The organism is Maribacter corallii, assembly GCF_047345415.1.
In the GTDB taxonomy this organism is placed as follows: Bacteria; Bacteroidota; Bacteroidia; order Flavobacteriales; family Flavobacteriaceae; genus Maribacter_C.
The window spans coordinates 318,151-342,040 of the sequence record NZ_JBLFEP010000004.1 but is presented as its reverse complement, the minus strand read 5'-3'; the positions used below and the strand labels follow the sequence as shown (position 1 = coordinate 342,040).

Below are 23,890 nucleotides of genomic sequence, written 5' to 3'. Positions count from 1 at the left end.
TTTGAATCCCGTAACACAGAAGTCGATCCATGTCAAAGACCAAGTATATTTTCGTTACGGGAGGCGTTACTTCATCTCTTGGAAAAGGTATTATTGCCGCGTCACTTGCGAAATTATTGCAAGCTCGGGGTTATCGAACCACGATTCAAAAATTAGACCCCTACATTAATGTCGATCCGGGTACACTGAACCCATACGAGCACGGAGAGTGTTATGTTACCGATGATGGTGCCGAAACGGATTTGGATCTGGGGCACTACGAACGTTTTTTGAACGTAAAAACGTCTCAGGCCAACAACGTGACTACGGGTAGAATCTATCAAAGTGTTATTGAAAAGGAGCGCAGGGGCGAGTTTTTAGGGAAAACGGTCCAAGTAGTTCCTCATATTACCAATGAGATCAAAGAGCGCGTACAAGTATTGGGCAATAGTAAGGATTATGATATTGTAATCACCGAAATTGGCGGTACGGTAGGGGATATCGAATCACTGCCCTACATAGAGGCCGTTCGGCAATTACTTTGGGAGTTGGGCGACAACAATGCCATAGTCATTCATCTTACATTAGTGCCGTACCTATCGGCTGCAGGGGAATTGAAAACAAAGCCTACGCAGCACTCGGTCAAAACCTTAATGGAGAGTGGGATCAAGGCGGATATTCTCGTCTGTAGAACGGAGCATGAGATTTCCGATGAGAAGAAAGAAAAATTGGCGTTGTTCTGTAATGTGAAGCGAGAGGCCGTGATACAGTCCATAGATGCCTCTACCATTTATGACGTTCCTGTTTTGATGCAGGAAGAAGGGCTAGATACCGTAGCGTTGAAGAAATTGGCACTCAAGGCGAAAAAAGAACCGGATCTTGAGCAATGGAAAAAGTTTTTGAAACGTCATAAAAACCCAAGAAACGAAGTTGAGATCGGCTTGATCGGAAAATACGTAGAACTTCAGGATTCCTATAAGTCTATTTTAGAATCGTTTATTCATGCAGGTGCTGCCAATCAAGTGAAAGTAAAGGTACGTTTCATCCACTCCGAGCACTTGAACATGGGCAATATCGAGAAGAAACTTCAAGGACTCAATGGTATTCTTGTAGCACCGGGCTTTGGAGAGCGAGGTATAGAAGGAAAAATCAAAGCCGTGCGTCATACAAGGGAAAACAATATTCCTTTCTTAGGTATTTGTTTGGGCATGCAAATGGCCGTTATCGAATACTCGAGGACTGTTCTAGGATTAAAGAAGGCGAACTCCACGGAGATGAACAAAAGCACCAATGCTCCTGTAATCAGTTTGATGGAAGAACAGAAAAACATTACCGATAAGGGCGGAACGATGCGTTTGGGCGCCTGGGATTGTGAGTTGAAAAAAGGAACCTTAGCTTCAAAAATCTACGCCGGAGCAACCGAAATTTCCGAACGTCATCGCCATAGATATGAATTCAACAATGAATACAAAGACCAGCTTGCCGAAGCCGGCATGGTAGCCTCTGGGATCAATACAAAAACAGGGTTGGTCGAGATCGTTGAACTTCCCGAGCACCCTTGGTTTGTGGGTGTGCAGTATCATCCTGAGTATAAGAGTACAGTGGCCAGCCCACATCCGCTCTTCGTAAGCTTTGTCAAGGCCGCTTTAAAGCATAAAAAAGAACAAACTAGTGCCACTATGGCATGAAAACCGTAATTGGGCATATATTTGCTGAAGCTCAGGCAGCATCAGTACAAATCAAACGTTACCAAAATTATTCTTAAATAGATGGAAGAAAAGAAATTGGATATCAATTCCATAATCGGCTTTGTGCTTATTTTCGGTATACTCATATTCATGTTTTACCAGAACAAACCTACCCCTGAAGAACTAGAAGCTCAAAAGGCGCAACAAGAACAGGTCGAAGCTGAACAAAAAGAAGCTGAAGAGGCCGTACAGGAAAATGCGACCCTGACCACAACAAGTCCCCAAGTAAACCTTCAAGATTCCACGGCGATTGCGAATTACAAAAGTGCAATTGGCGCTTTCGGCTATACCCAACCTTCTGAGGGTACCACAACACTTGAGAACGACCTGGTCTATCTTGAAATCGGCAATAAAGGCGGCCAAATTATCGAGGCCCGCATGAAGCAGTTCAAGACCTACGATTCTATTCCGGTGTACCTTGTAAAAGATGGTAACGCTCAATTCGGACTTAGTTTCTCTACATCCGATAATAGGGTTTTGAACACCAAGAATCTTTATTTTGAACCCACCTTATCCACAAGTGGTGAAAACCAGATCTTGAGTATGAAGGCCAAGACCGGGCCAGATCATTTTTTGGAGTACCGTTATGAAATGAAACCCGATGATTATTTGGTTGATTTCACGATACGCTCCCAAGGCCTTAACGGTGTGCTAAATAGTAGTCAACCCGTGAAAATGGAGTGGAACCTAAAAGGAATACGCCATAATAAAAGCATAACGTATGAGAATAGGTACACCCGTTTGACCTATTCGTATGAAGATGGGAAGATAGACAAGCTCTCAGAAGGTGGTGATGATGAAGATACCGAGCAAGATATCAAATGGTTGTCGTACCGGCAGCACTTTTTCAGTAGTATCCTCGCGTCTAAAGATGAGTTTAAGACAGCCGAGCTTACATCGATCAACTTAGTGGAGGAAGAAAGTAGAACCGCTCGTTTTACCAAGGAATATACTTCTGTCGTTCCCTTAGAAGTTACAGGAGGTGAGCTTTCCAAGAACATGCATTGGTATTATGGGCCAACTGACGTAGCCGTTCTGGACCAATACGCTGATTTGAATCTCGACGATAGTATACCCTTTGGATGGGGAATTTTCGGATGGATCAATAGATATGTTTTCACGCCGTTCTATGCTTTTCTCAGCGGCATATTTCCTTATGGTATCGCTATTATCATTATGACGATTCTAGTGCGTCTGGCGATGTCGCCCGCCACCTACAAATCGTACCTGTCACAAGCGAAAATGAAGGTTTTAAAACCCGAGATTACGGAGCTTGGCGAGAAATATAAAGACAACGCCATGAAGAAGCAGCAGGAGACCATGAAACTGTACGGCAAGGCAGGGGTCAGTCCTATGAGCGGTTGTATTCCCGCTTTCATTCAGATGCCTATTTTCTATGCGTTGTTTATGTTTTTCCCCACTTCCTTCGCCTTACGTCAAAAATCGTTTTTATGGGCTGATGATTTATCGTCATTCGATACGATTTATCAATTTCCGGAAGGCTTTTCGATTCCCTTCTACGGAGATCATATAAGTCTTTTCCCGATACTGGCTTCCGTAGCGATTTTCTTCTACATGATGATGACCACGGGCCAGAACATGCCGCAACAACCCGGTATGCCAAATATGAAATTCATCATGTATTTGATGCCTTTCTTCATGCTTGTTTTCTTCAATAACTATGCTAGTGGATTGAGTCTGTACTATTTTATCTCTAACTTGATTACCATTGGTATCATGCTGGTCATCAAGAATTTCATTCTGGACAATGATAAAATACATGCCCAAATACAGGAGAATAAAAAGAAACCCAAGAAAGAGAACAAATTTCAGAAAAAGATGCGCGAAATGATGGAACAGGCCGAAGAACAAAAGAAGGCAGGAAAGCGATAATTGACGATAAGGATTGAAAGAAAGTTTCTTGTTCTACATGACGCTTTTGTCATTTAAACCAATATTTGTGCATTTCATCGATAATAAGTTCATAACTAGTACCTTATTAACATAATATTAAGAGCTTTGTGTATCATAAGCTGATATTAAAAGTTGTAGACCTAACCAAAACTGAATGTATGATTTAGATTTTTACCTCGATGTAGTTACTTTTTCTTCCCGCTCAAAGTCGGCTATATCAACTCCCCCCGGAGTTATCTAATTCATTGTTTTTTACGGCTATTTGTAAAGGTTATTGATTCATAAGATCCCCACAATCTTACTGATTCTTTATAGCTGTCTTATACCCTATGGTGGAGTTTAATCGTTAAATTAAAACTTTACAAATGGGAAGTACCACAAACCAATTCTTTGGCCATCTTTGGCGTATTTCATTTAAAAACTTTTTAGGAATTCTACTTTTGGGACTGTTTTTCATTCCAAATGTATCCAATGCTCAAATTGACTATTGCACGAGTTGTAGTGGCAATGGTGCCGAATGTGACAATCCGACCACAAATCCGAACAATAATCCTGATTTGACCGCCTCATGCGGCGAATTGGATATAGTTTTTGTATTGGATGAATCAAATTCAATAAATACTACCGCTGAAATTAATGCGGTAAGGCAAGGAACCCTTTCTTTTCTGAATTCCCTAAGCTGTACCGGTACTCGGGTGGCTATGGTAGAATTCGGTACTACCGCTAGAATACTTAATAATTATCGTGATGTAGATGACGATTATGTCAATGACGTTACGGATTATTTCGATGGTACCAATAACGCCGGGGTTGGTAACTTGAATTATCGAGACGCAAGTGCCACTGGAAATGCAGGTGCTACAAACTGGCAAGCCGCAATGCTGGCAGTTGATGAGTTCGCCGTGCCGGATGTTATACTGTTTTTTACGGACGGAGTACCAACAGCATGGTCGACAGGACAAAACCCAACCAAGGATAGTGCGACCAGTTTTTGTGGTAGTAGTAATGGGTCCTCTACGCAACCTCCTGAAATAGCGAATCCTGTAAAATTATCCAACAAGCTTAAAGGTGAAGGAGCGCATATGTTTATGCTAGGAGTAGGTATGGGTGCAAATGCCAGTACTCTTCAACAAATGGCCGGAAATAATGAGCTTACTCCAACGAATGGAGGAACTTTGGGTACATCGGATTACATTCTTGAAGATTTTGCTGGCTTAGCCGAGTGTTTAGTGACACTGGTTTCAAATGTATGTCCCTTCGATAGTGATGTGACTTCGGCGGATGTTTGTACCGGAGATACTACCGGAAGTGCTGAAATATCAGTGCCGAATAACTTTCTCCCCTTTGGCTACGCATATTTCAATGATGTCACCAATGTGGAACTTGGTTCCGGTACGAGCAGCGTTTCACCGCTTATGATATCTGGATTAGGTGTAGGTTCCTATCGTGTTGAGGTACTTGTTGAAGTACCTGGTGAAAATTGTACAAGAACAGAATCGTTTTTCTTCGATATTCAGGAATCACCCTCTCCAATTTTGACAGCTGTCCCATCGGATAGTAGTTGTTTTGGTGAAGATGACGGTGCTATTGATATTACTGCTTCGGGTGGTACACCGCCATTTGTTTATGCGTGGACCACAACCAATGGAAGTGGATTGGTCCCTACCGATGAAGATCAAACGGGTCTTTCACCGGGAGAGTATGAGGTAATGGTCACCGATGACAATGGATGTACAGCTTCCGATACAATTACTATTGAAGAGCCAGATGAAATAGAGGACGCTGTTATAGAGATAGCGAATGCGACCTGCGATGCCGCGGGCACTGCCACGATCACGAACTATGACGCTGCGCTGACCTATACCTTCGTTCCGAACGACGGCACGACCGTTGGGGCCGGCGGTGTGATCAGCGGTTTCGTTCCCGGTACGGACTATACGGTTACGGCCTCGAGCGAAGCACAGAACGGCGATGACTGTTCCTCGCAACCTGTGGACTTCAACGTGTCCCCTGCAACGGACGCGCCGGACCAACCTGTAGTAGAGGTGACCGATGCGACCTGCGATGCCGCGGGCACTGCGACGATCACGAACTATGACGCTGCGCTGACCTATACCTTCGCTCCGAACGACGGCACGACCGTAGGTGCGGGCGGTACTATCAGCGGTTTCGTTCCCGGCACGGACTATACGGTAACGGCCTCGAGCGAAGCACAGAACGGCGATGACTGTTCCTCGCAACCTGTGGACTTCAACGTGTCCCCTGCAACGGACGCCCCGGACCAACCTGTAGTAGAGGTGACCGATGCGACCTGCGACACGGCGGGCACTGCCACGATCACGAACTATGACGCTGCGCTGACCTATACCTTCGCGCCGAACGACGGCACGACCGTTGGGGCCGGCGGGGTGATCAGCGGTTTCGTTCCCGGCACGGACTATACGGTAACGGCCTCGAGCGAAGCACAGAACGGCGATGACTGTTCCTCACAACCTGCGGACTTTGGTATAATCGAACCTACACCTCCAAATGCCGGAGACGACAATGAAATCACCGTATGTGATGGTGCTTCAGTAGATCTTACATCCCTAGTAACCGAATCAGATGGTACATTCAGTGAAGCAATGATATCTGGAGGACTTGATGGGGATAGTTTTGATACTACAGGATTATCACCTGGAAGCTATGAGATCATATATACTGTTGAAGCCGGTCAATTATGTCCTGCGGATACGGCTACGATTACCATTCATGTGGCCGAACCGGTCGATGCAGGTGCCGACAATACTATTTCGGTATGCGAAGGTACAGTTGTCGACTTAAGCGAACTGGTAACGGTTCCCGGAGGAACGTTCTCAGCCACCAATGGTGGGTCGGTAAATGGAAACGAATTCGATACTTCAGGCTTGTCACCCGGTGACTATAGTATTGAATATACCGTAGACGGCGGCGATTTTTGCCCAGATGATACAGCATTGATCACCGTTAGTGTAGCAGAAGATATTATAGTTCAAACTTGTGAAGCTGTGGATGCAACTTCTTGTAATGACGGCACCACGAGATTCAATTTTTACTGGTTCGGTAGTAATGCATCACCAGGTGGTTCTAACGCATTTGGATCCAATGCTACCAACAACCTTTCTTTTACGGAGTTTAATGATGGAACTGCCTTGATTCAAGGTACGACGGTCTTGGGTAGCTGTACTGCAGCACTCTACATAAAGTTGGTTGGAAAGACCGACTGGGCCGGTTGGCAACTGGAAGGCGGTACCTTTAAGAAAATGGGATGTACGAATCCTGATCCTACCATGCTTCATTACTATGTAATTGACAACACGGTAAGTACGATAACCACCACTGGAGGTGATTGTCTTGAAGAAGGTACCTTTATCGTCAGTCAGAAACCAGACCCCAATGATCCACTTACTCCGCATCTTGGTGTTGTTATGGGCCCCGGAGGAGTTCTCCATGGCGTCGATCCTACGGCTACCGGTATTGCCGGATGGGGTTTTATGGGACCTGAGAATGATCCGAAGAAATATGATATCGACTTCAATTTCGAGCTGGATTGTGAAGACGCGACCGGTTGTGAAATCAAAGTTGAAATATGCGACGGAATCGATAATGATGGAGATGGTCAAATCGATGAAGGATTTGACTCAGACGGAGATGGTATTGCCGATTGTGAAGATGTTGAAGAATGTGATGGTATTGATAATGATGGCGATTTGTTAGTAGATGAAGGGTTCGATTCCGACATGGACGGTACGGCGGATTGTTTCGATGAAGAGATTTGCGACGGATTGGACAATGATGGGGACGGAGAGATCGATGAAGGACTATCCTGTGGTGATATCGAAGTATGTGATGGAGTGGATAACGACGGTGATGGTGAAATTGATGAAGGGTTCGATGATACGGATAATGACGGTATTGCGGATTGCGTTGATCCATGTGATAATCGTTTTGATTCCGATGGAGATAATATTCCCGATTGCGAGGATGTGGAGGAATGTGATGGTCTAGACAATGATGGTGATGGTATGGTCGATGAAGGATTTGCCGATACCGACAATGATGGTACAGCTGATTGTCAGGATGTTGAAGAATGCGATGGACTGGACAATGATGGAGACGGTGAGATTGATGAAGGATTCGATTCAGATGGGGACGGTACACCTGATTGTCAGGATGTTGAAGAGTGTGACGGACTCGACAATGATGGCGATGGTACGATTGATGAAGGTTTTGCCGATACGGATGGCGACGGTATTGCGGATTGTATAGATGTCGAGGAATGTGATGGTAAAGACAACGATGGCGATGGTGAGATCGACGAAGGGTTCGATTCGGATGGTGACGGCACACCTGATTGTCGTGATATTGAAGAATGCGATGGAGTGGATAACGACGGTGACGGTGAAATAGATGAGGATTTGGACTGTACTGAAGTCTGTGACGGAATTGACAACGATGGCGATGGCGAAGTCGATGAAGGCTTCGATTCGGATGGGGACGGCACGCCTGATTGTGAGGATACCGAGGAATGTGATGGCGTCGACAATGATGGTGATGGAGAGATCGATGAAGGGTTCGATTCGGATGGTGACGGCACAGCTGATTGTGAGGATACCGAGGAATGTGATGGCGTCGACAACGATGGTGATGGAGAGATCGACGAAGGGTTCGATTCGGATGGTGACGGCACGCCTGATTGTGAGGATACCGAGGAATGCGATGGCGTCGACAACGATGGCGATGGTGAGATCGATGAAGGGTTCGATTCGGACGGGGACGGCACCGCTGATTGTGAGGATACCGAGGAATGCGATGGCGTCGACAACGATGGCGATGGTGAGATCGACGAAGGGTTCGATTCGGACGGGGACGGCACACCTGATTGTGAGGATACCGAGGAATGCGATGGCGTTGACAACGATGGCGATGGGGAAATTGATGAGGACTTGAACTGTGACGATGCTCCTGAGGGCTGTGAAACGGCTTTCGCTCGATTGGAAACAAACAATACCTGTTTCTTAGATGATGGATTTAATCGATGGGGATGGACCAATCAGTTAACGACGGAAGGGAATTATACGATGGACCTCTATTCAGGTGCCGGCCAATGTGATTTGACCAAAGGTGAAAAATCAGGAACCGTCGAAGTGGAGTATAGCAATGGGTCCGTTACGGTATCGATTGAATTGTCACCCGGATTCGTGATGACCGAGGCACAGTTATATGTTGGTGGTGCACCGTATCCTGTAAAGGGAAATAATCCTACGGTGGCTCCGGGTCAATACCCGGTGAAGGAAGAAGGTCTGGATAAGGTTACACGTCTGGATTTTGACCCGATCGATGTGAGTCACATTACTGGCGATTTGTACATTATCGTTCATGCGGTGACGTGTGAGGTCGAAACGGATGATTCGACCGCGAAGACCGAGGTGCAGGCCTTTCCGATGACATTTAAGAATGAATTGAACTTGCGAGTCGAGATTCCCTATGACTCGAACTTAACGGTCGAAATGTTCGATGTCAATGGTAGATGTGTCCTGGAAAAAGGAGGTATGAGCTTGAAGACCGGTAAGAACGATATTCGTTTGAACCTATCCAATATGGCACCGGATGTGTACATCTTGATTCTCAATACGGAACGAGAACGGATCATTAAAAAGGTCATGTCTCGAAAGTAGAACTGTAAAAAGTAGAAATGTAAAAAGCCCTGACATGAGTCGGGGCTTTTAGCATCAAGTAGGTTAAGTAAGGTAAGATTTGGGAAGGTAAAGATGAACTATTCATACGCTTTATAAAAAACTTAGTTGTCAAGTAGTTGTTTTTGTATGCTAACCGATGTTTACCTGATGTATACATTCCCAAATGGATGCTACAAAAAACGAAAAGGAAAAGACGTCCGTTCATGACATTGGAAAACGCAACAGAAAGCTTTTCAACAACCTATCCGTAATGCAAGATTTTCGAAGATTTACAAATTGCCATAGTGGTGAAGATGCAGGCTCGAAGATATGGGTTAAGGTAGTCGTTGTAAACATAAAGAGGAGACTCATAGATTTGAGTCCATTATCCAATACAGAGTCTCCCCCAACAGTATTCTTTATGTAGCGCAGTTTTCATCGGTATTGAACACATCACAAAGAAAAAATCAACCTTTAGATTTTAGATAGAATGAAATAACCCGCCACTAGGCGGGTTATTTCGGTTTTATATGCTTCGTATCTACATTAATTCGTGGTGTCAGGAAGCAACACGTTATTGGTAATGAGGTGAATCACACCGTTACTGGCTTGTATATCGGTAGGACCAATGATGGCACCTTCATTTCCTGATCCATCCGTGATTTCCAAACCACCATCTTTGGAAACAATCGTAATCTCATCTCCTTCCAAAGTCGTCACTGCCTGACCCGGTATGATATCGGAAGAACGTACATTACCACTTAATGTATGATGTTCAAGGACGGCTGCCAAAAGGTTTTCTTCAATATCACTGACAAAGTTCCAATCATTATTCGTATCCAGAAGGGCATCAAAAGCCGCGGGCACCGGAACAAAAATAGTATAGGGGCCACCAGTACTTTCTTTGAGGTCCGACGGCAAATCGCTCACAACAGCTGCTGCATCCAAAGCGGTACCGAAAACCTCTAGATTGGCATCTGCAGACATAAAAGTATCTAACGTAGGTAACGAAATAACTTGGTTTATAATATGGATAATTCCATTTTCAGCTACAACATCAGCTTGAGTTACCGTTGCCAGACCATTCAGTACTACACCATCCGTGGCATCGAAATACAATGATAATTTAGATTCACCCGGTCCGTCAGCTAAATTCTGCAAATAATTGCGCTGCAAGTCGGCTAGAGGTGCGGAATCGATACGTCCACTGACAACATGGTTGAGCAATAGTTGCTGCAAGGTTGCGGTCGGAACGGCATCGACACTCGCAAAGCCGTTGGAGGATAAAAAACTGGAAAAAGCTTCATCAGTTGGTGCAAATACCGTGAAAGGACCATCTCCCTTTAAGGTATTTGCCAAGTCCGCTCTTTCCAAAGCCGCCAGTAAAGAGTTCAAATTTTCCGCTGTGGCCACTTCTACAATATCTGTTTCCGGTATGGGTATAGTTGCCGGTCCATCGTCCAAATTACAGGAAAGTAAGACCGAGGCCATGATTACTAAGGTTAAGAATTGCTTTAATTTTAAGGAACTTTTCATAACATTGTGTTTTTCCAAAGTTAAACATTTAACTGGTCTTAACTTTCCGATTCATATCGTTCCCGATTTTCAAAGGTGCCGATAGAATGGGTAAAACCAGTTTGCTTCAATGAATGTCGCTTCAATCAGTTGATACTTACACCTAGTGATTTCCTCCGAAACATTTAGAATTAAAAACAGGGCATTGTATTCATTCATTTCAAAAATGAGATGCGCTTCTTTGAGAACGGTTGCTTCAAAAAGATAAAATGCGCTGAATGTTCTTGTACTTTCGATACCCGCGTAATTTCGTATTTTTGTCATTTAATCGCGTGACGCAATGAAAAAAGTAGTTGTAGGACTTTCGGGAGGTGTTGATTCAAGTGTTGCCGCATATCTTTTAAAAGAACAAGGATATGAGGTCATCGGTCTGTTTATGAAGAATTGGCACGACGATTCCGTTACGATTTCAGAAGAATGCCCGTGGCTCGAGGATAGCAACGATGCACTTATCGTGGCTGAAAAATTGGGCATTCCGTTTCAAACGGTAGATTTGAGTGTAGAATACAAAGAGCGTATAGTCGATTATATGTTCAATGAATACGAGAGAGGCCGAACCCCCAATCCGGATGTGCTTTGTAATAGGGAAATAAAGTTCGATGTATTTCTGAAAATCGCGTTGCAGCTCGGAGCGGATTATGTCGCTACGGGGCACTATTGCAGAAAGGGCACTATTCAAAACAATAGCGGTTCGGAAACCTATCAACTACTCGCTGGAGTAGACTCCAATAAGGACCAATCGTATTTTTTGTGTCAGCTTTCTCAAGAACAGCTATCCAAGACCCTTTTTCCGATCGGTGAATTAACGAAGCCTGAAGTGCGAAAATTAGCTGCTGAGAATAATTTGATCACTGCCGATAAGAAAGATTCGCAAGGGTTGTGTTTTATTGGCAAGGTTCGCCTACCCGACTTTTTACAACAGAAGTTAAAACCAAAGCAAGGTGTTATTGTTGAAGTTCCTTCCACTGTTTCACAATTTCAAAAAGTTCCTCCCCAATTTGATAGTTTGGAAGAAGAATTGAATTACTACGCTGAAAAACCGGAATATCAAATCGGGGATGGACAGGTAGTGGGAGAGCACCAAGGCGCCCATTATTTTACAAAGGGACAACGAAAAGGACTTGATGTAGGAGGAACCAAAGAACCCTTGTACGTCATAGAAACCGATGTTGATGCCAATGTAATCTATACCGGACAAGGTAAAGACCACCCAGGGTTGTATCGAAGAACGCTCTTCGTTTCCAATGAAGAGTTACATTGGGTACGACCCGATCTGACGTTGCAATTAGATGAAACGATGGAGGTAAAGGCGCGTATAAGATACCGTCAAGAGTTACAGCGGGCCAAATTGTATAAGGTAGATGCCGGACTTTATGTGGATTTTGAGGAACGTCAATCTGCAATAACCGAAGGTCAGTTCGTGGCTTGGTATGTAGATGAGGAGCTAATCGGATCGGGTGTTATTTTCTAGAATCTAAAAAAGATAAGCCTTCGCTTCTTGAATTGGATGTAACGGTCATGCAACATCGGAGGCAAAGGAAACTTAATGAAGCTACATCATGAAGAACCGTGTTACGGCCCTTTTCGATATTGAATATCCGATCATACAAGGGGGGATGATATGGGCCAGTGGTTGGCGTTTGGCCTCCGCTGTATCCAACGCTGGGGGTTTGGGTTTACTTGGGGCCGGTAGTATGTACCCTGAGGTTTTAAGGGAGCACATTCAAAAGTACCAACAAGCGACGCAAAAACCCTTTGGCGTGAATGTTCCTATGTTATACCCGGATATCGACAAGCTAATGCACATCATTGTCGAGATGGGGGTGAAGATCGTTTTCACTTCTGCCGGGAACCCTAAGACATGGACGCAATTTTTGAAGGAGCGGGGAATAACCGTAGTTCATGTGGTCAGTAGTTTGAAGTTCGCGCTGAAGGCACAGGCAGCCGGGGTAGACGCAATTGTTGCAGAGGGTTTTGAGGCCGGAGGCCACAACGGACGTGATGAGACGACCACCATGGTTTTGATTCCTGCTATCCGAAAGGAAATCGACATTCCGTTAATTGCTGCTGGGGGCATCGCAACCGGAAAAGCGATGTTGGCGGCCCTAGTATTGGGAGCCGATGGAGTTCAAGTGGGGAGCCGGTTCGTCGCTTCACATGAGGCCTCGTCACATATACTTTTTAAACAAAAGGTAGTTGAGGCCGGAGAAGGTGATACGCAGCTTACCCTAAAAGAATTGGCTCCCGTTCGATTACTCAAAAATAAATTCTACGATGATGTACAATTGGCCTATCAAAACCATACTTCCGAAGCAGGTTTGAAACAACTGTTAGGAAGAGCCCGTGCCAAGCGCGGTATGTTCGAGGGAGATATGGAAGAAGGAGAACTGGAAATCGGGCAGGTTTCTGCACTGATCCGAGAGGTAAAACCGGCAGCGCAAATCATAGAAGATATGATGCGGGAGTTTGAGGAAGCTAAAATCGAGGTTTCGCATTTTTAACTTTATTTAAGCAAGTGTCGATTGGCATATCTATTTGATATATTCGATTATATCTCATAAAAGATGAGTCGACAGGAGAGGAAACCTCTCTAAGTAAAGCCATGACCATTCGTTCATGTTCCCATTTATCTTGCCGTATTTTTTCCATAAAAACGTCATCGACGTATCTCAAATCTTCCAATATTGAATTTTCCGTTTGATAATTCTCAAATCGCGTGAGAGATTTTTTAATCTCTTTATCAGAAGTTTTTTTAAGCTCAAATTTCAATTCACTTTGTGCGTTCGTTTCGAACTCTATTAGTTCTGAAAAGACTTGCTCATTTTGATACCCGACAACAAAACCAATAGCCTTCTCAGCTTTTGGCATAATCATTTCCTTGCGATTTTCATTTCCAACATAAAAAGTCTTGGAGTCTGCACTATTCAATCGATATAGACTTTTCATTGATGTATAGATAACATACGCATATATTCTATCGAAAGTATCCGTATTTGAGACTATAAATTCCAGGGGTGAATAGTCCCAGTCCTTTGGTATGACGCCTCTATCAATATTTAGCCAACCTGTCGATGTCATTTCAAATCCATAGCCTGTCATGCGGTACGCCTCTCGCTTGTCGAGTAGCTTCTGATATTCTTTTACAAGTTTTTTAGACTCTTTAGTTTTTTTATTGAACGCTTTTACCGCCTTGTTTCGCTGATTTGTCAATTGGTTTTTGATGGTTTTTAATCGTTTTTCGTAGAAGCGTTTTAATAGCTTCAAGTTCTTGTTGGGTTCTTTGATACTTGCCCATTTTTGTAAAGCGAACTTTTCAAAATCTTCTTGGTATATATTATCATCTAACACACTGGCCACAATACTGTCTAATTCCCAGAGGTTTTTATCAAGGTTGTGGGTATATATATCTATTATATCTGTTCTGCAGATTTTGAATATTTTCTGAAGTCTTTCTTCAAATTGTCTTGTTGCTAGAAGTGTATTTTGAAACTTCTCATTTTTTATGGTCTTTATTACCGCAGGGTCAACACCATAAATAGGAGGTTTTTTTGAGTCTAAGGGCAATGAATCCGGTTCAGAAGCAGATTCATTTCCGTAATAAGTTTCTTTAAGGTCTAAATTGGGTAAGGTTTCTTCAATTAGTTCATTGCCCGTTTCGAAATATAAGCTGTAGTACAAACTATCAATTAATTTTTCATTGGCCGTTTCATAATTTCGAAAGGGCATTTCTTTTTCCACAGCTTCAGCAAAACCGTTAGGTAAAAAATCTAAGGTAAAAAGGTCGACGGGCAATAAGTAGTTTTGAATGGGTATGGGATTGATCCAATCCATATTACCATTTTTATCACGTATTCCTTTATATACGGACATTCCGTACTTGCGTTCTTTTGTTGGTATTTCGATATAAACCGGTTTTTCAGAATTTACAATTAGTTGTTTTCCTTCAGATGTGGCGTTGAAGTATATCATTCCGTCCGTTTCCAAAAATTGCCCCCAAGAAGTAGTGGTTAAATTACTTAAGAGCATATCATCAAGTGTCAGGGCTTCAGCAAGTTCTATGTCAATGTTGTCAGTAACAATATTCGCATTGGCGTCTAAAAAACTTCCTTTCTGAAAAACAAGAACAGTACCTTTTTGTCCGATAAGAACGGTATCTTTTTTAGCGTTGATATGAAATATATGACTCGATGCAATAGTAGTTTTAAACGGATCTTTATCGTGGTTTTTAACAACCGTTTCAGGATGTGGTTTACATTGGGAAATTGAAAACAACGAAAAAATAATCACCAGACGATACAAGTATTTTTTGTACATAAAATGAATTTTCAAGGAGGTCTTAGAAACTACTATGGAGATTAAAGGGAATATAGCATCACCTTCAATAAATATGCCAACTTCTCATCCTTTAATGTTCAGGTATTACGGAGTGTGTTCCAGCGGAGGAAAGCCTCAAACTTTTAATTCAAGGTCAAAGGCTCGACTACTTTCAAACTTGCTAAATACTCGATCAAATCACGTAATTCCCTTTTAGTGATCAGCTTTCCCATGGCAGGCATAGCGGAGACACTATTTTCTCGCTTTTGAATACGTGAATGTGCAATTTCAAGCGGCTCGGCGTCCGATGTTCGCAATATCAATTCGTGGTCCGTTTCTTTCTCCAAAACCCCAGTAGCGGTCTGACCGTCTTTTAAGGTAACGGTAACCGTTCCATACCCTGGAGCCAACCTAGCGCTAGGTTCGATAAGGGATTCCAGAATTTCTTCTCTAGTCAGCACATTGCCAATATTGTCCAAAGGCGGGCCGACAACTCCACCTGCACCTCCTACGGCGTGGCAACGGACACACTGAGCGGTCGGGTTACTGTTGAATACGGAATTACCGCCCCACCAGTTTCCACCATGTAGGGTTTCCTGGTAATTGTCAACCGAAGCTGTACCACTTTTCAGAACCGATAACTGCGCGATCAGTTCCTCTGATTCCGTGGCCTCAACAGCTTCAATGAGATCCAAGATGACACCCTCTTTCAATTGATTTTTGTCTGCTCTTCGAATAAGGTTTTGCAGTACGGTTTCACTCTTGTTGGCAGGCATTTCAGCCAACACACCCAATATCTTCTGTTGCTCACGTACTGTTCCCGTATTGAAAATAGGGTTAACCACTGCAGGAAGGTCATCTTCCGAAATATTCAGTTCCGCTATTAATCCAACGGCGGCCTCTCGTACTTCTTGTTCCGTGTCTCCCATTCCTGCCTTCATCGCCTTTTCGATATTTTTGTAGCGTAGCTTGCCGAGGGTGGTCAGCATCGCGGCCTTAACTTGAGGAGACCGATTTTTGGAAAATACCGAAAATACCTGATCACTGTTATCGTTCATACCTAAATTGGCCAGTGTCTGCGCAACTCCAACCAGGATGTCAGGGTCGTTATCGGATAAAAAGATCGGGATTTCTTGCTGTAATTCCTTGCGCAAAAGACTCCCATCACGCTTCACTTCACCTCTTAACCGACCATCGACACGATCCAATACCGAGGGAGATTCCCAAGTGCCTAAGGTCGCAAGGGCTTCACCTCTTAGTTCGCTCGGAAATGCTGGATTTTTGGCAAATGAAATAAGATTGCGCATTTCCGTTTCACCACCGACTCTCAACGCGGCATTGATACTTCGGCGTAAGAGTGGTTCCGAAGTAAACCTTTCTTGTTCCAGCAGTTTTGCCAGGGCAGGTAGTGCCTCTTCGATAGACCAATCGTCATTGATGGCCCTGGCCGCTTCGGTAACGATGTATTCATCTTCGTCATCCAAGAATTTCGCTACTTCCGGACTTTGTAATCTGCGTAAAACCAGAACAGCGGCAATACGTAAACTGCGGTTGTCACTATTGGCCAAATCGGCGATAGGAGCTATTTTTCCGATTCTGGAAAGGGCCAAGACCGCAGCATGTCGGAGATATACATCTTCGTCAGCGTTGGCTTTTATCATGTCCAAAAGAGGTTCTAGTGCCGCCGCGCTTTTCGTTCTTCCAAGCGCCTGCGCAGCAAAGAACTTCACCCGATCGTTTTCATGCTGAAGCAAGGAAATGTACTTATCCGTAGCTTCGGTATATTTGACATCACCTAAAACCTTTAACGCTTGTGCAATGATTTCCGCGTCGCTATCATCAAGAAGCGCAACTAAGGCTTCCGCTTTGCCCAGGTCTTTGGCTGCAATCTGTCCAATTCCCCAAATGGCATGGACGCGGGCAAATTGATTTGGATTTTCGTTAATGACCGTTTTTAGTTTTCGATACCCCCAGAACGTACTTTTTGCCAGGGCGAATTGGGCCTTTTGTCGAATTCGCATATCGGGATAGGCCAATAGTTTTACCAACTCATCATTCGATTGCTCATCATAGTCCAAAATCATTAATTGCTGTGTTTCCGCACGCTCTTGTGCCAAATCGCTATGACGCTCATCAACATCCAATTTCCAGACGCGCCCATAGTCTTTGGTGCCCCAACCATTGATCCAATCCGCTAGGTAAAGCGCGCCGTCGGGTCCGAACCTGATTCCCGTAGGCAACACACCGCTCAACATATCGATATCGGTATCGAGTTCAAAAGAGGCGCCTTTCGGCTTCAAATCGAACGACCAAATATGCGATCTACTGGGGTCACCGACAAATTCGACCAAGAAGAAACGGTCTAACCAATCTTTTCCCAGGGCGGTACCCGGGTTATATACCATTCCAGTGGGTCCGTTGTGAAAATTCTGAATAGGAGGAATGATATAGGCCGCTTGGCCCTCCCATCTGGGGACGTAGAGTTTTTCATCCATCCAGACCTTGTACGAGTTATTTTTGGAATCGGTGTATTTTCCGAACTGCCAGTTGGTTCTCCATCCCGAATCCGAGCCTTCGACAATATGTACCAGACGTTCACTTTCGCCTCTGTGGTCCCCATCATTGTCGGAAGAGATTATATTTCCATAGGCGTCAAAGACAAATTCATGGGTATTGCGATGCCCTCTTGAGAACACCTCGAAATCGCTTCCATCCGGATTGCAGCGCACGATTACCCCTTGATTGGGATACTTGTGATTCGCTCCGTCTACCGTAGTGATATTCGCTCCAATATCGCCGATACCCCAATACATTTTACCATCGGGGCCTTGCACCACACCTGACATACCATGCCCTCCAAAACCGATATGTACTGCAAAACCATGGGCGATGGAGGTTTTTTCATCTAAGACTTCATCTCCATTGCTATCGGTCAGTCGCCACATATCTGGGCCAATACCGACAAATATGTCATCGTCTCTGACATGTAAGGCACCGGCAACATCGGTAATTTCCTCGTTGAAGTCTTCCAATATCCGTTTTGAAACGTCTGCCATCCCATCGTTGTTGGTGTCTTCCAACATCCAAACTTCATCTTTTTCCACGGCCAGGTCTTTCCAATCATGGCTCGAATCGTTGTTCAGGTCTTTTAACCAATTATTCTGTTCGCTCAGCTCGGGTGCAAAGGTCTTACGTAAAAAATCACGTCGGTCCTCTACGGATTGAAAGGAAATAGATGGGGTCATCCATGGTTGATATCCCCGAATATCGAATTCCGAATTCTTTTGCCGATTGGTTCGGGTAAGATAAACACGTCCTTTGGCGTCAATGTCCATTGCGATAGGGTCGGGGGCAAGTGAATCAGAGGCCCATAACTTTAGTTCCAGACCATCCGCCAGCTTGGCAACAACACCATTTTCTGCATCCTTTGCTTTCTGCATGCCCAAAATCGAATCTTCATATACAGTGAGGGGTACCTCAATGGGCGCATTCGATTTATCGGTGCATGAAGTCGACACACAAAGGGATAGGACTACGGTTGTTAGAATAACTCTTCCGAAATAGGATTTCATTTGGTCGTGGGTTTATAAGGGTTGTCTTAAGGAGTATCGGTCGCTTGATCCAAAACGGATTCGGCCTTCTTGAGTTCATCTTTATGAACGTAAATTTCACTACTACTTGTGGTCGAGGAACCGAAACCGGCCAATCGGGCCGACTCTGCCTCATCTTTCACCACAGGATTGATACCGACAGCGGTTAGACGCCCTACCAGACTTTGTGCCTGAACTTGACTTCCGATGAATATTCTCGTATAATTTGAATCCATAAGTTCGTATTTGTTTAATTTAAAGCTACAGCATTGCGTTTATTTCTTGCAGGTGCTTATCGAAGTTTTTCAATGTATTGGCCAATTTGTCGATTTGTTCTTCAGCTTCCTTCCAATTTTTTTCCTCTACAGCTTCCCGCACACCGGGCAGGGTTTTTACCCCATAGCCCGTATAAAAGCCAGGAGCATATATTTGGTGCTTGTACCAAGATCTTCTTGGAAGTCCCTCTTCCGAGGTCAGTACCTGTTCCGCTAGCATCAATCTCTTGTTCAAACTGCTACGCCTTTCTTCCGTAAGATTCGAAAGATCGATTTTCGAAAGAGTTTCAATGGTACGCTTAAGAGCGATGAGTTGGTTTTGTAGCGGAGTAAAATCAAGATAGGGAACCGACTCTTTTTTAACCGGTTTGACAAAGGCTTTTGTCGGGTCCGAAGCCAATTCGAATCTATTTTTTTCTACTAGGGAATTGTGTTTTTCAACATCGGTTCGCATCTGGTCCGTCTTTTTCATGATACCGTCCAAATAGCCCGTCACGGTTTTGTGCCACTGCTTGAATTCAAAGGGAAGAACATCGGCATTGGCCAATCGCAGGGTAATGCGACCGGCAGTATTCGCCAAAGCAATACCGTAGGCAAAACCGGGGTCTTTAAACCTTTTATAGTGCGGATAGGTATCGTAAATGGTATGGTATTCGCCCCCACCGTTTTCGCCCCCAAAGCCTAAATTTAGAGAGGCTATACCGGCATGTTGGATGAATGGGGTATAGTCAGATCCGGAACCAAGCGCGTAGATTTCAAAATCTTCGGTTCCGCCCCGTACCATATCTACAGCTATTCTTCTTTCCTTGACCGAAACCCCATGTTGGGGATCCATAACATTTTCAGCGACCTCTCCGACCATGGCCTGTAGACTATGTGAACCGCCAGCACCGAGAAACCCGCGTCCGTTGCCGTCAGTGTTAATATAAGCCACGACTTTTTCTTGTAATTCTTTCTTATGATCTTCTACCCATTCGGTCGATCCAATAAGGCCGGGCTCCTCCGCGTCCCACGCACAATAGACCAAGGTACGTTTCGGTCTGTTGCCCTTTTTGGCCAGTTCGCCCACGGCCCTTGCCTCTTCCATGAGGGCTACCATACCGCTAATAGGGTCATTTGCTCCGTGAACCCAAGCGTCATGGTGGTTTCCACGCATGACCCATTGATCGGGGAACTGTGAACCCTTCAGCGTTGCAATGACGTTATGTGCGGGTTTTAGCTGCCAATCGAATTCCAATTTCAAATGCACCTTGGCGGTACCAGGGCCTATATGATAGGTAATAGGCAGGCCTCCCCTCCAAGATTGCGGAGCGACCGGTCCACCCAATGCGGCCAGTAAGGGTTCCGCATCTTCGTAGGAAATAGGTAAAACCGGGATTTTCGTAATCGTAGGCGCATCTTTTCGGTCGAGTCTCTTGGCATCTTTTGTGGCTCCATAACCAGGTGTGAGCACATCACCGGGGTAGGTGGGCATATCCATAACGGAACCCCGCTGAACGCCTGTCTCATTTTTGTAGGCTCCTTTGGGGTATACATCCCCACGGCCATAACCGTCATCCGAAGGGTCGGAATAAATGATACACCCAATAGCTCCTTTTTCCGCAGCTAATTTTGGTTTGATTCCACGCCATGAACCCTGATATTTGGCAATCACTATTTTTCCCTTCACATCGATTCCGAGTTTATCGAGTTCTTCATAGTCCCTTGGGATGCCATAGTTCACGAAAACCAACTCCGCTTCTACATCACCGTCTGTTGAGAAGGCATTATAACTGGGCAATAAGGCATCGCCCTGGGCTGTAAAGGGATCACCATCAACTGGAACCGCGGTCAATTTCGCTTTGTAGTTTGTGGGAGCCGTCATTTCAAGTAACCGTACCTTTGGATAAGGAAAGAGCACATGGTATGTTTCAATTTTGGTGTCATAGCCCCAGGACTTGAATTGTTTTTGGATCCATTTGGCATTCTTTTCTCCATATTCCGTGCCCACCCAATGGGGTTCGGCCGCCATTAGTTGCATCCACTCATCTAAATTATCCGCGTTAAGTTTGGACTCGAATACGGACTCTAATTGTTGTTGTTTTTTAGCATTTTCGGAAGTAAAACCTAAGATGGAATTTTGTGCATTGACAAAACCTACCGTAAGACAAAGGACGGTAACGAAAACTCGTATGTTCATGGCGTTGGATTTAGCGAATGAAGATACTGATTTTTTTGACTCGATAATCGAGATTTATACCTGCCTTCCCGTCTGCTAAGCGGGCATCGATTTGCTGAAACTGTTTTCCTTCAAATGCCTTTTGAATTTGTTCCGGGCGGTTTACGGTAGCGAGCCGATTTAAGAAGCGGACTAAGGTTATAGTATCCTTTTTATATCTTGCGTCAGGCGATCGATTTCTTCATTTTTGGTACCGTCATATACCCCTCTGATCCGCTTTTGCCTATCGACCAATATGAAGTTCGGCGTATGAATGAAATCTTGTAAACCCCCATCTCCTTCATTTACAACGGCAAAATAACTTTTTCGGGCAAGATTATAGATGTGTTTCTTGTCTCCTGTGGTAATATTCCATTTGCCATTGATTGCGCCATGTTTCCGACTGTACTCTTGTAGAATTGCCACACTATCCAATTTTGGGGTAACCGATACCGAGAGTAACATCACATCAGGATCAGCTATGAACCTGTCCTGGATTTTTGCCATATTGTTGGTCATCACCGGACAGATACTCGGACATCTTGTAAAGAAAAAATCGGTAATATAGATTTTGTTCTTATAATCGTTTTGAGTGATGATGCTATCATTTTGGTTGCGCAGCTCGAAATCGGCCACGGTGTGATCCTCGGACTCCTGCTGTAAACTAACGTCGACTAACTCGGGATTGAAATTAGTGGGGTTGTATACCGGAAGTACTTCTGCGCCACCACCCATAGTAATAAAATATACGAGGTAAATTATGGCAGTTGAAATGAGAAGCGACCCTATTAGTTTTTGAATTTTCCCTTTCATGATTTCACGATTACTAGCCTTGTTCTGGGTTTTAGGCATAGATATATCAAAGTATGGACGTATCGATTTCGATATCGGCATGTTGCCAGGCCTTTTGAAATTCTATTTTTACTTCCTGAGCTTCTTTCTCTTTGCCTTGTGCTTTTAAACTATTGTATAACCCCATTAAGGACCATCCATTTTGGCGAAGTACATCCAAATCTTCCTTAAATACCTTCTCAGCTTCCTTAAACTTTTTACCTTTCATTAAGATAGCACCAAGATTTTGTCGGGTAGGGATATGCCAAGCTGCTGGTTCGGTATAGGTAAGACCATCTTCATATTCAACAGCCTTTTCAAGATGTTCTACTGCTTTTGAGGTATCTCCTTTTAGAGCGGCCAGTTCGCCTGCTATTAGCTCAGAAGCAATATTTGCCGAATGAATGGACGCATTATTTGCGGTGGCGACCAAGGTTTCCAATTCAGGGTCTTGCTGAAGTATTCGAATGGCATCCAATTCCTCTTGGGCTTCGGTGATGTTCCCTTTTCTGATGAAGGCCATCCCCCGTGCATAGTGCCGTATCAAATTTAGATGCTTGATCTCTGGGTTAGGTGCGGGAATGGTCAAGATTTCATTCCACTTTCCAAAACGCGTATAGGCCAATAGGGGAGTTGCTGCAAAATCCTGTAAAAAGGGTAAGGTCACCAATTCACCGGTCGGTACTTTCTCCGCTGTTTTTTTAGCGGCATCAATGGCAATCCGGCTATCGCCCAATAAGCTGGCTGAAGACCATAAAAAATGAATGTTGTGCGGGTAGTAGGCCAAGGGATATAGCCCTTGCGAAAAACACTGCGAAATATAGTCCTCATCGGCAAGAATGGCCGCCTGATTGACTTTAACGGCATCTAAATAGCGACCCACTCGAATGTAAATATGGGAGGGCATATGTACAATATGACCGGCCCCGGGCATTAGGGAAGCCAATTTATCTGCGCTGGCCACACCCATATCGGGATAGGGTAACTCGACCATATGAATGTAATAATGATGGCCTCCGGGATTTTCGGGTTCTAGATTCATCGCGATTTCAAGAGCCGTTTTGGCCTCTTTTATGTTCGGAGAAGGATTTCCCTCCTTATCCCAATAATTCCAAGGCACGGTATTCATTACCGAAGCAGCATATAGAATTTGAACATTCGCATTTTCTGGATATTGTTTGACTATCTGGGCCATTGCCAACATATAGTCCATATTGAGTTCGGCAACGTCTTTGGTCAAATCTTCGCTATACCGCTTGTCCAACGCCATGATCAAAGCTCGCTCAATAGGAGCGGCATTAGTTGCCAGGCGCTTGGCCTTTACCATGGCCTCATTGATTTTGTTCTTGCGTTCCTCATCTGGTAAGGGATCATTGATGTTAGGGCCTAGGGCAAAAGCTTGGCCCCAATACGGCATCGCAGCATTCGGATCAAGTCTTGCGGCCTCCATAAAAGAACGATGTCCCTCCGCATGGTTGAAGGCGTATGATAACTTCATGCCTTGATCAAAAAATGCCTGAGCTCTTTCATTCTCAGTGGAAATCGGAAAATGAAGAGTGCCTAGATTGGTAAATAGTGGTGAAATCTGCTGGGTCGTATCTATGACGTCCAACATGAATTTGGTAGGGGTACACTTTGTGAAGCTGAAAGATGCTTTTTGATAGTTTTTTGTTGACTTGCTATTTGACGTTTCTTTAAGAAGGTGAACCGATATCAAAAGTACTATCGCGAATACCCCCAAACTGATCTTTGTTTTCATACTGTTCTGTTT

General features: G+C 44.3%; 13 protein-coding genes. 6 read left to right on the top strand and 7 right to left on the bottom strand.

The annotated features are described in order from the left end of the window. The first annotated feature begins 29 nt into the window (after positions 1 to 29). From ACKWCA_RS15750 to ACKWCA_RS15735, 4 genes are all read left to right on the top strand, one after another. The gene (locus ACKWCA_RS15750; protein ID WP_413979164.1) at positions 30 to 1,667 is read left to right on the top strand and encodes a CTP synthase; all 1,638 of its coding nucleotides are present in this window, start codon (positions 30 to 32) and stop codon (positions 1,665 to 1,667) included. Positions 1,668 to 1,748: 81 nt separating this feature from the next. After that, positions 1,749 to 3,620: a membrane protein insertase YidC gene (gene yidC, locus ACKWCA_RS15745; RefSeq protein WP_413979163.1), complete on the top strand. Its 1,872-nt coding sequence runs from the start codon at positions 1,749 to 1,751 to the stop codon at positions 3,618 to 3,620. Between the two features lie 386 nt (positions 3,621 to 4,006). Then, positions 4,007 to 9,337, top strand: a complete 5,331-nt coding sequence (locus ACKWCA_RS15740; RefSeq protein ID WP_413979162.1) for a VWA domain-containing protein — start codon at positions 4,007 to 4,009, stop codon at positions 9,335 to 9,337. 184 nt (positions 9,338 to 9,521) lie between these two features. After that, on the top strand, positions 9,522 to 9,764 hold the full coding sequence (locus tag ACKWCA_RS15735; RefSeq protein ID WP_413979161.1) for a hypothetical protein: 243 nt from the start codon (positions 9,522 to 9,524) through the stop codon (positions 9,762 to 9,764). A gap of 119 nt (positions 9,765 to 9,883) precedes the next feature. On the opposite strand, the gene ACKWCA_RS15730 is transcribed toward ACKWCA_RS15735, so the two are convergent. Continuing rightward, a complete protein-coding gene (locus ACKWCA_RS15730; protein WP_413979160.1) occupies positions 9,884 to 10,873 on the bottom strand; it encodes a fasciclin domain-containing protein in 990 nt (329 codons plus the stop codon). Between the two features lie 319 nt (positions 10,874 to 11,192). Here ACKWCA_RS15730 and mnmA point away from each other — a divergent pair, with 319 nt between their 5' ends. Together mnmA and ACKWCA_RS15720 are read left to right on the top strand one after the other, a co-directional pair. After that, complete coding sequence (mnmA, locus tag ACKWCA_RS15725; RefSeq protein WP_413979159.1) at positions 11,193 to 12,383, top strand: tRNA 2-thiouridine(34) synthase MnmA; 1,191 nt, start codon at positions 11,193 to 11,195, stop codon at positions 12,381 to 12,383. A gap of 88 nt (positions 12,384 to 12,471) precedes the next feature. Next, the gene (locus ACKWCA_RS15720; protein ID WP_413979158.1) at positions 12,472 to 13,413 is read left to right on the top strand and encodes an NAD(P)H-dependent flavin oxidoreductase; all 942 of its coding nucleotides are present in this window, start codon (positions 12,472 to 12,474) and stop codon (positions 13,411 to 13,413) included. Here the strand turns inward: ACKWCA_RS15720 and ACKWCA_RS15715 are convergent. The 6 genes from ACKWCA_RS15715 to ACKWCA_RS15690 form a co-directional block, all read right to left on the bottom strand. Further along, entirely contained in the window at positions 13,388 to 15,226 is a 1,839-nt protein-coding gene (locus ACKWCA_RS15715; protein ID WP_413979157.1) for a hypothetical protein, read from the bottom strand. The genes ACKWCA_RS15720 and ACKWCA_RS15715 overlap by 26 nt on opposite strands. Before the next feature lie 143 nt (positions 15,227 to 15,369). Continuing rightward, complete coding sequence (locus ACKWCA_RS15710; protein ID WP_413979156.1) at positions 15,370 to 18,798, bottom strand: DUF7133 domain-containing protein; 3,429 nt, start codon at positions 18,796 to 18,798, stop codon at positions 15,370 to 15,372. 26 nt (positions 18,799 to 18,824) lie between these two features. Then, a complete protein-coding gene (locus tag ACKWCA_RS15705; protein WP_413979155.1) occupies positions 18,825 to 19,052 on the bottom strand; it encodes a putative signal transducing protein in 228 nt (75 codons plus the stop codon). A 25-nt stretch (positions 19,053 to 19,077) separates the two neighbouring features. Then, entirely contained in the window at positions 19,078 to 21,270 is a 2,193-nt protein-coding gene (locus ACKWCA_RS15700; protein WP_413979154.1) for a transferrin receptor-like dimerization domain-containing protein, read from the bottom strand. Between the two features lie 177 nt (positions 21,271 to 21,447). Further along, positions 21,448 to 22,101, bottom strand: coding sequence for an SCO family protein (locus tag ACKWCA_RS15695; protein WP_413979153.1), 654 nt, complete (start codon positions 22,099 to 22,101; stop codon positions 21,448 to 21,450). Positions 22,102 to 22,147: 46 nt separating this feature from the next. Further along, positions 22,148 to 23,878, bottom strand: coding sequence for a tetratricopeptide repeat protein (locus tag ACKWCA_RS15690; RefSeq protein WP_413979152.1), 1,731 nt, complete (start codon positions 23,876 to 23,878; stop codon positions 22,148 to 22,150). Positions 23,879 to 23,890: the final 12 nt, after the last annotated feature.

Excerpts from the sequence above, each read along its gene's own strand:
- ACKWCA_RS15705 (WP_413979155.1), bottom strand. The coding sequence starts at position 19,052 with ATGGATTCAAATTATACGAGAATATTCATCGGAAGTCAAGTTCAGGCA.
- ACKWCA_RS15720 (WP_413979158.1), top strand. The coding sequence starts at position 12,472 with ATGAAGAACCGTGTTACGGCCCTTTTCGATATTGAATATCCGATCATA.
- ACKWCA_RS15710 (WP_413979156.1), bottom strand. The coding sequence starts at position 18,798 with ATGAAATCCTATTTCGGAAGAGTTATTCTAACAACCGTAGTCCTATCC.
- yidC (WP_413979163.1), top strand. The coding sequence starts at position 1,749 with ATGGAAGAAAAGAAATTGGATATCAATTCCATAATCGGCTTTGTGCTT.
- ACKWCA_RS15700 (WP_413979154.1), bottom strand. The coding sequence starts at position 21,270 with ATGAACATACGAGTTTTCGTTACCGTCCTTTGTCTTACGGTAGGTTTT.
- ACKWCA_RS15690 (WP_413979152.1), bottom strand. The coding sequence starts at position 23,878 with ATGAAAACAAAGATCAGTTTGGGGGTATTCGCGATAGTACTTTTGATA.
- ACKWCA_RS15735 (WP_413979161.1), top strand. The coding sequence starts at position 9,522 with ATGGATGCTACAAAAAACGAAAAGGAAAAGACGTCCGTTCATGACATT.
- ACKWCA_RS15715 (WP_413979157.1), bottom strand. The coding sequence starts at position 15,226 with ATGTACAAAAAATACTTGTATCGTCTGGTGATTATTTTTTCGTTGTTT.
- ACKWCA_RS15695 (WP_413979153.1), bottom strand. The coding sequence starts at position 22,101 with ATGAAAGGGAAAATTCAAAAACTAATAGGGTCGCTTCTCATTTCAACT.
- mnmA (WP_413979159.1), top strand. The coding sequence starts at position 11,193 with ATGAAAAAAGTAGTTGTAGGACTTTCGGGAGGTGTTGATTCAAGTGTT.
- ACKWCA_RS15740 (WP_413979162.1), top strand. The coding sequence starts at position 4,007 with ATGGGAAGTACCACAAACCAATTCTTTGGCCATCTTTGGCGTATTTCA.
- ACKWCA_RS15750 (WP_413979164.1), top strand. The coding sequence starts at position 30 with ATGTCAAAGACCAAGTATATTTTCGTTACGGGAGGCGTTACTTCATCT.
- ACKWCA_RS15730 (WP_413979160.1), bottom strand. The coding sequence starts at position 10,873 with ATGAAAAGTTCCTTAAAATTAAAGCAATTCTTAACCTTAGTAATCATG.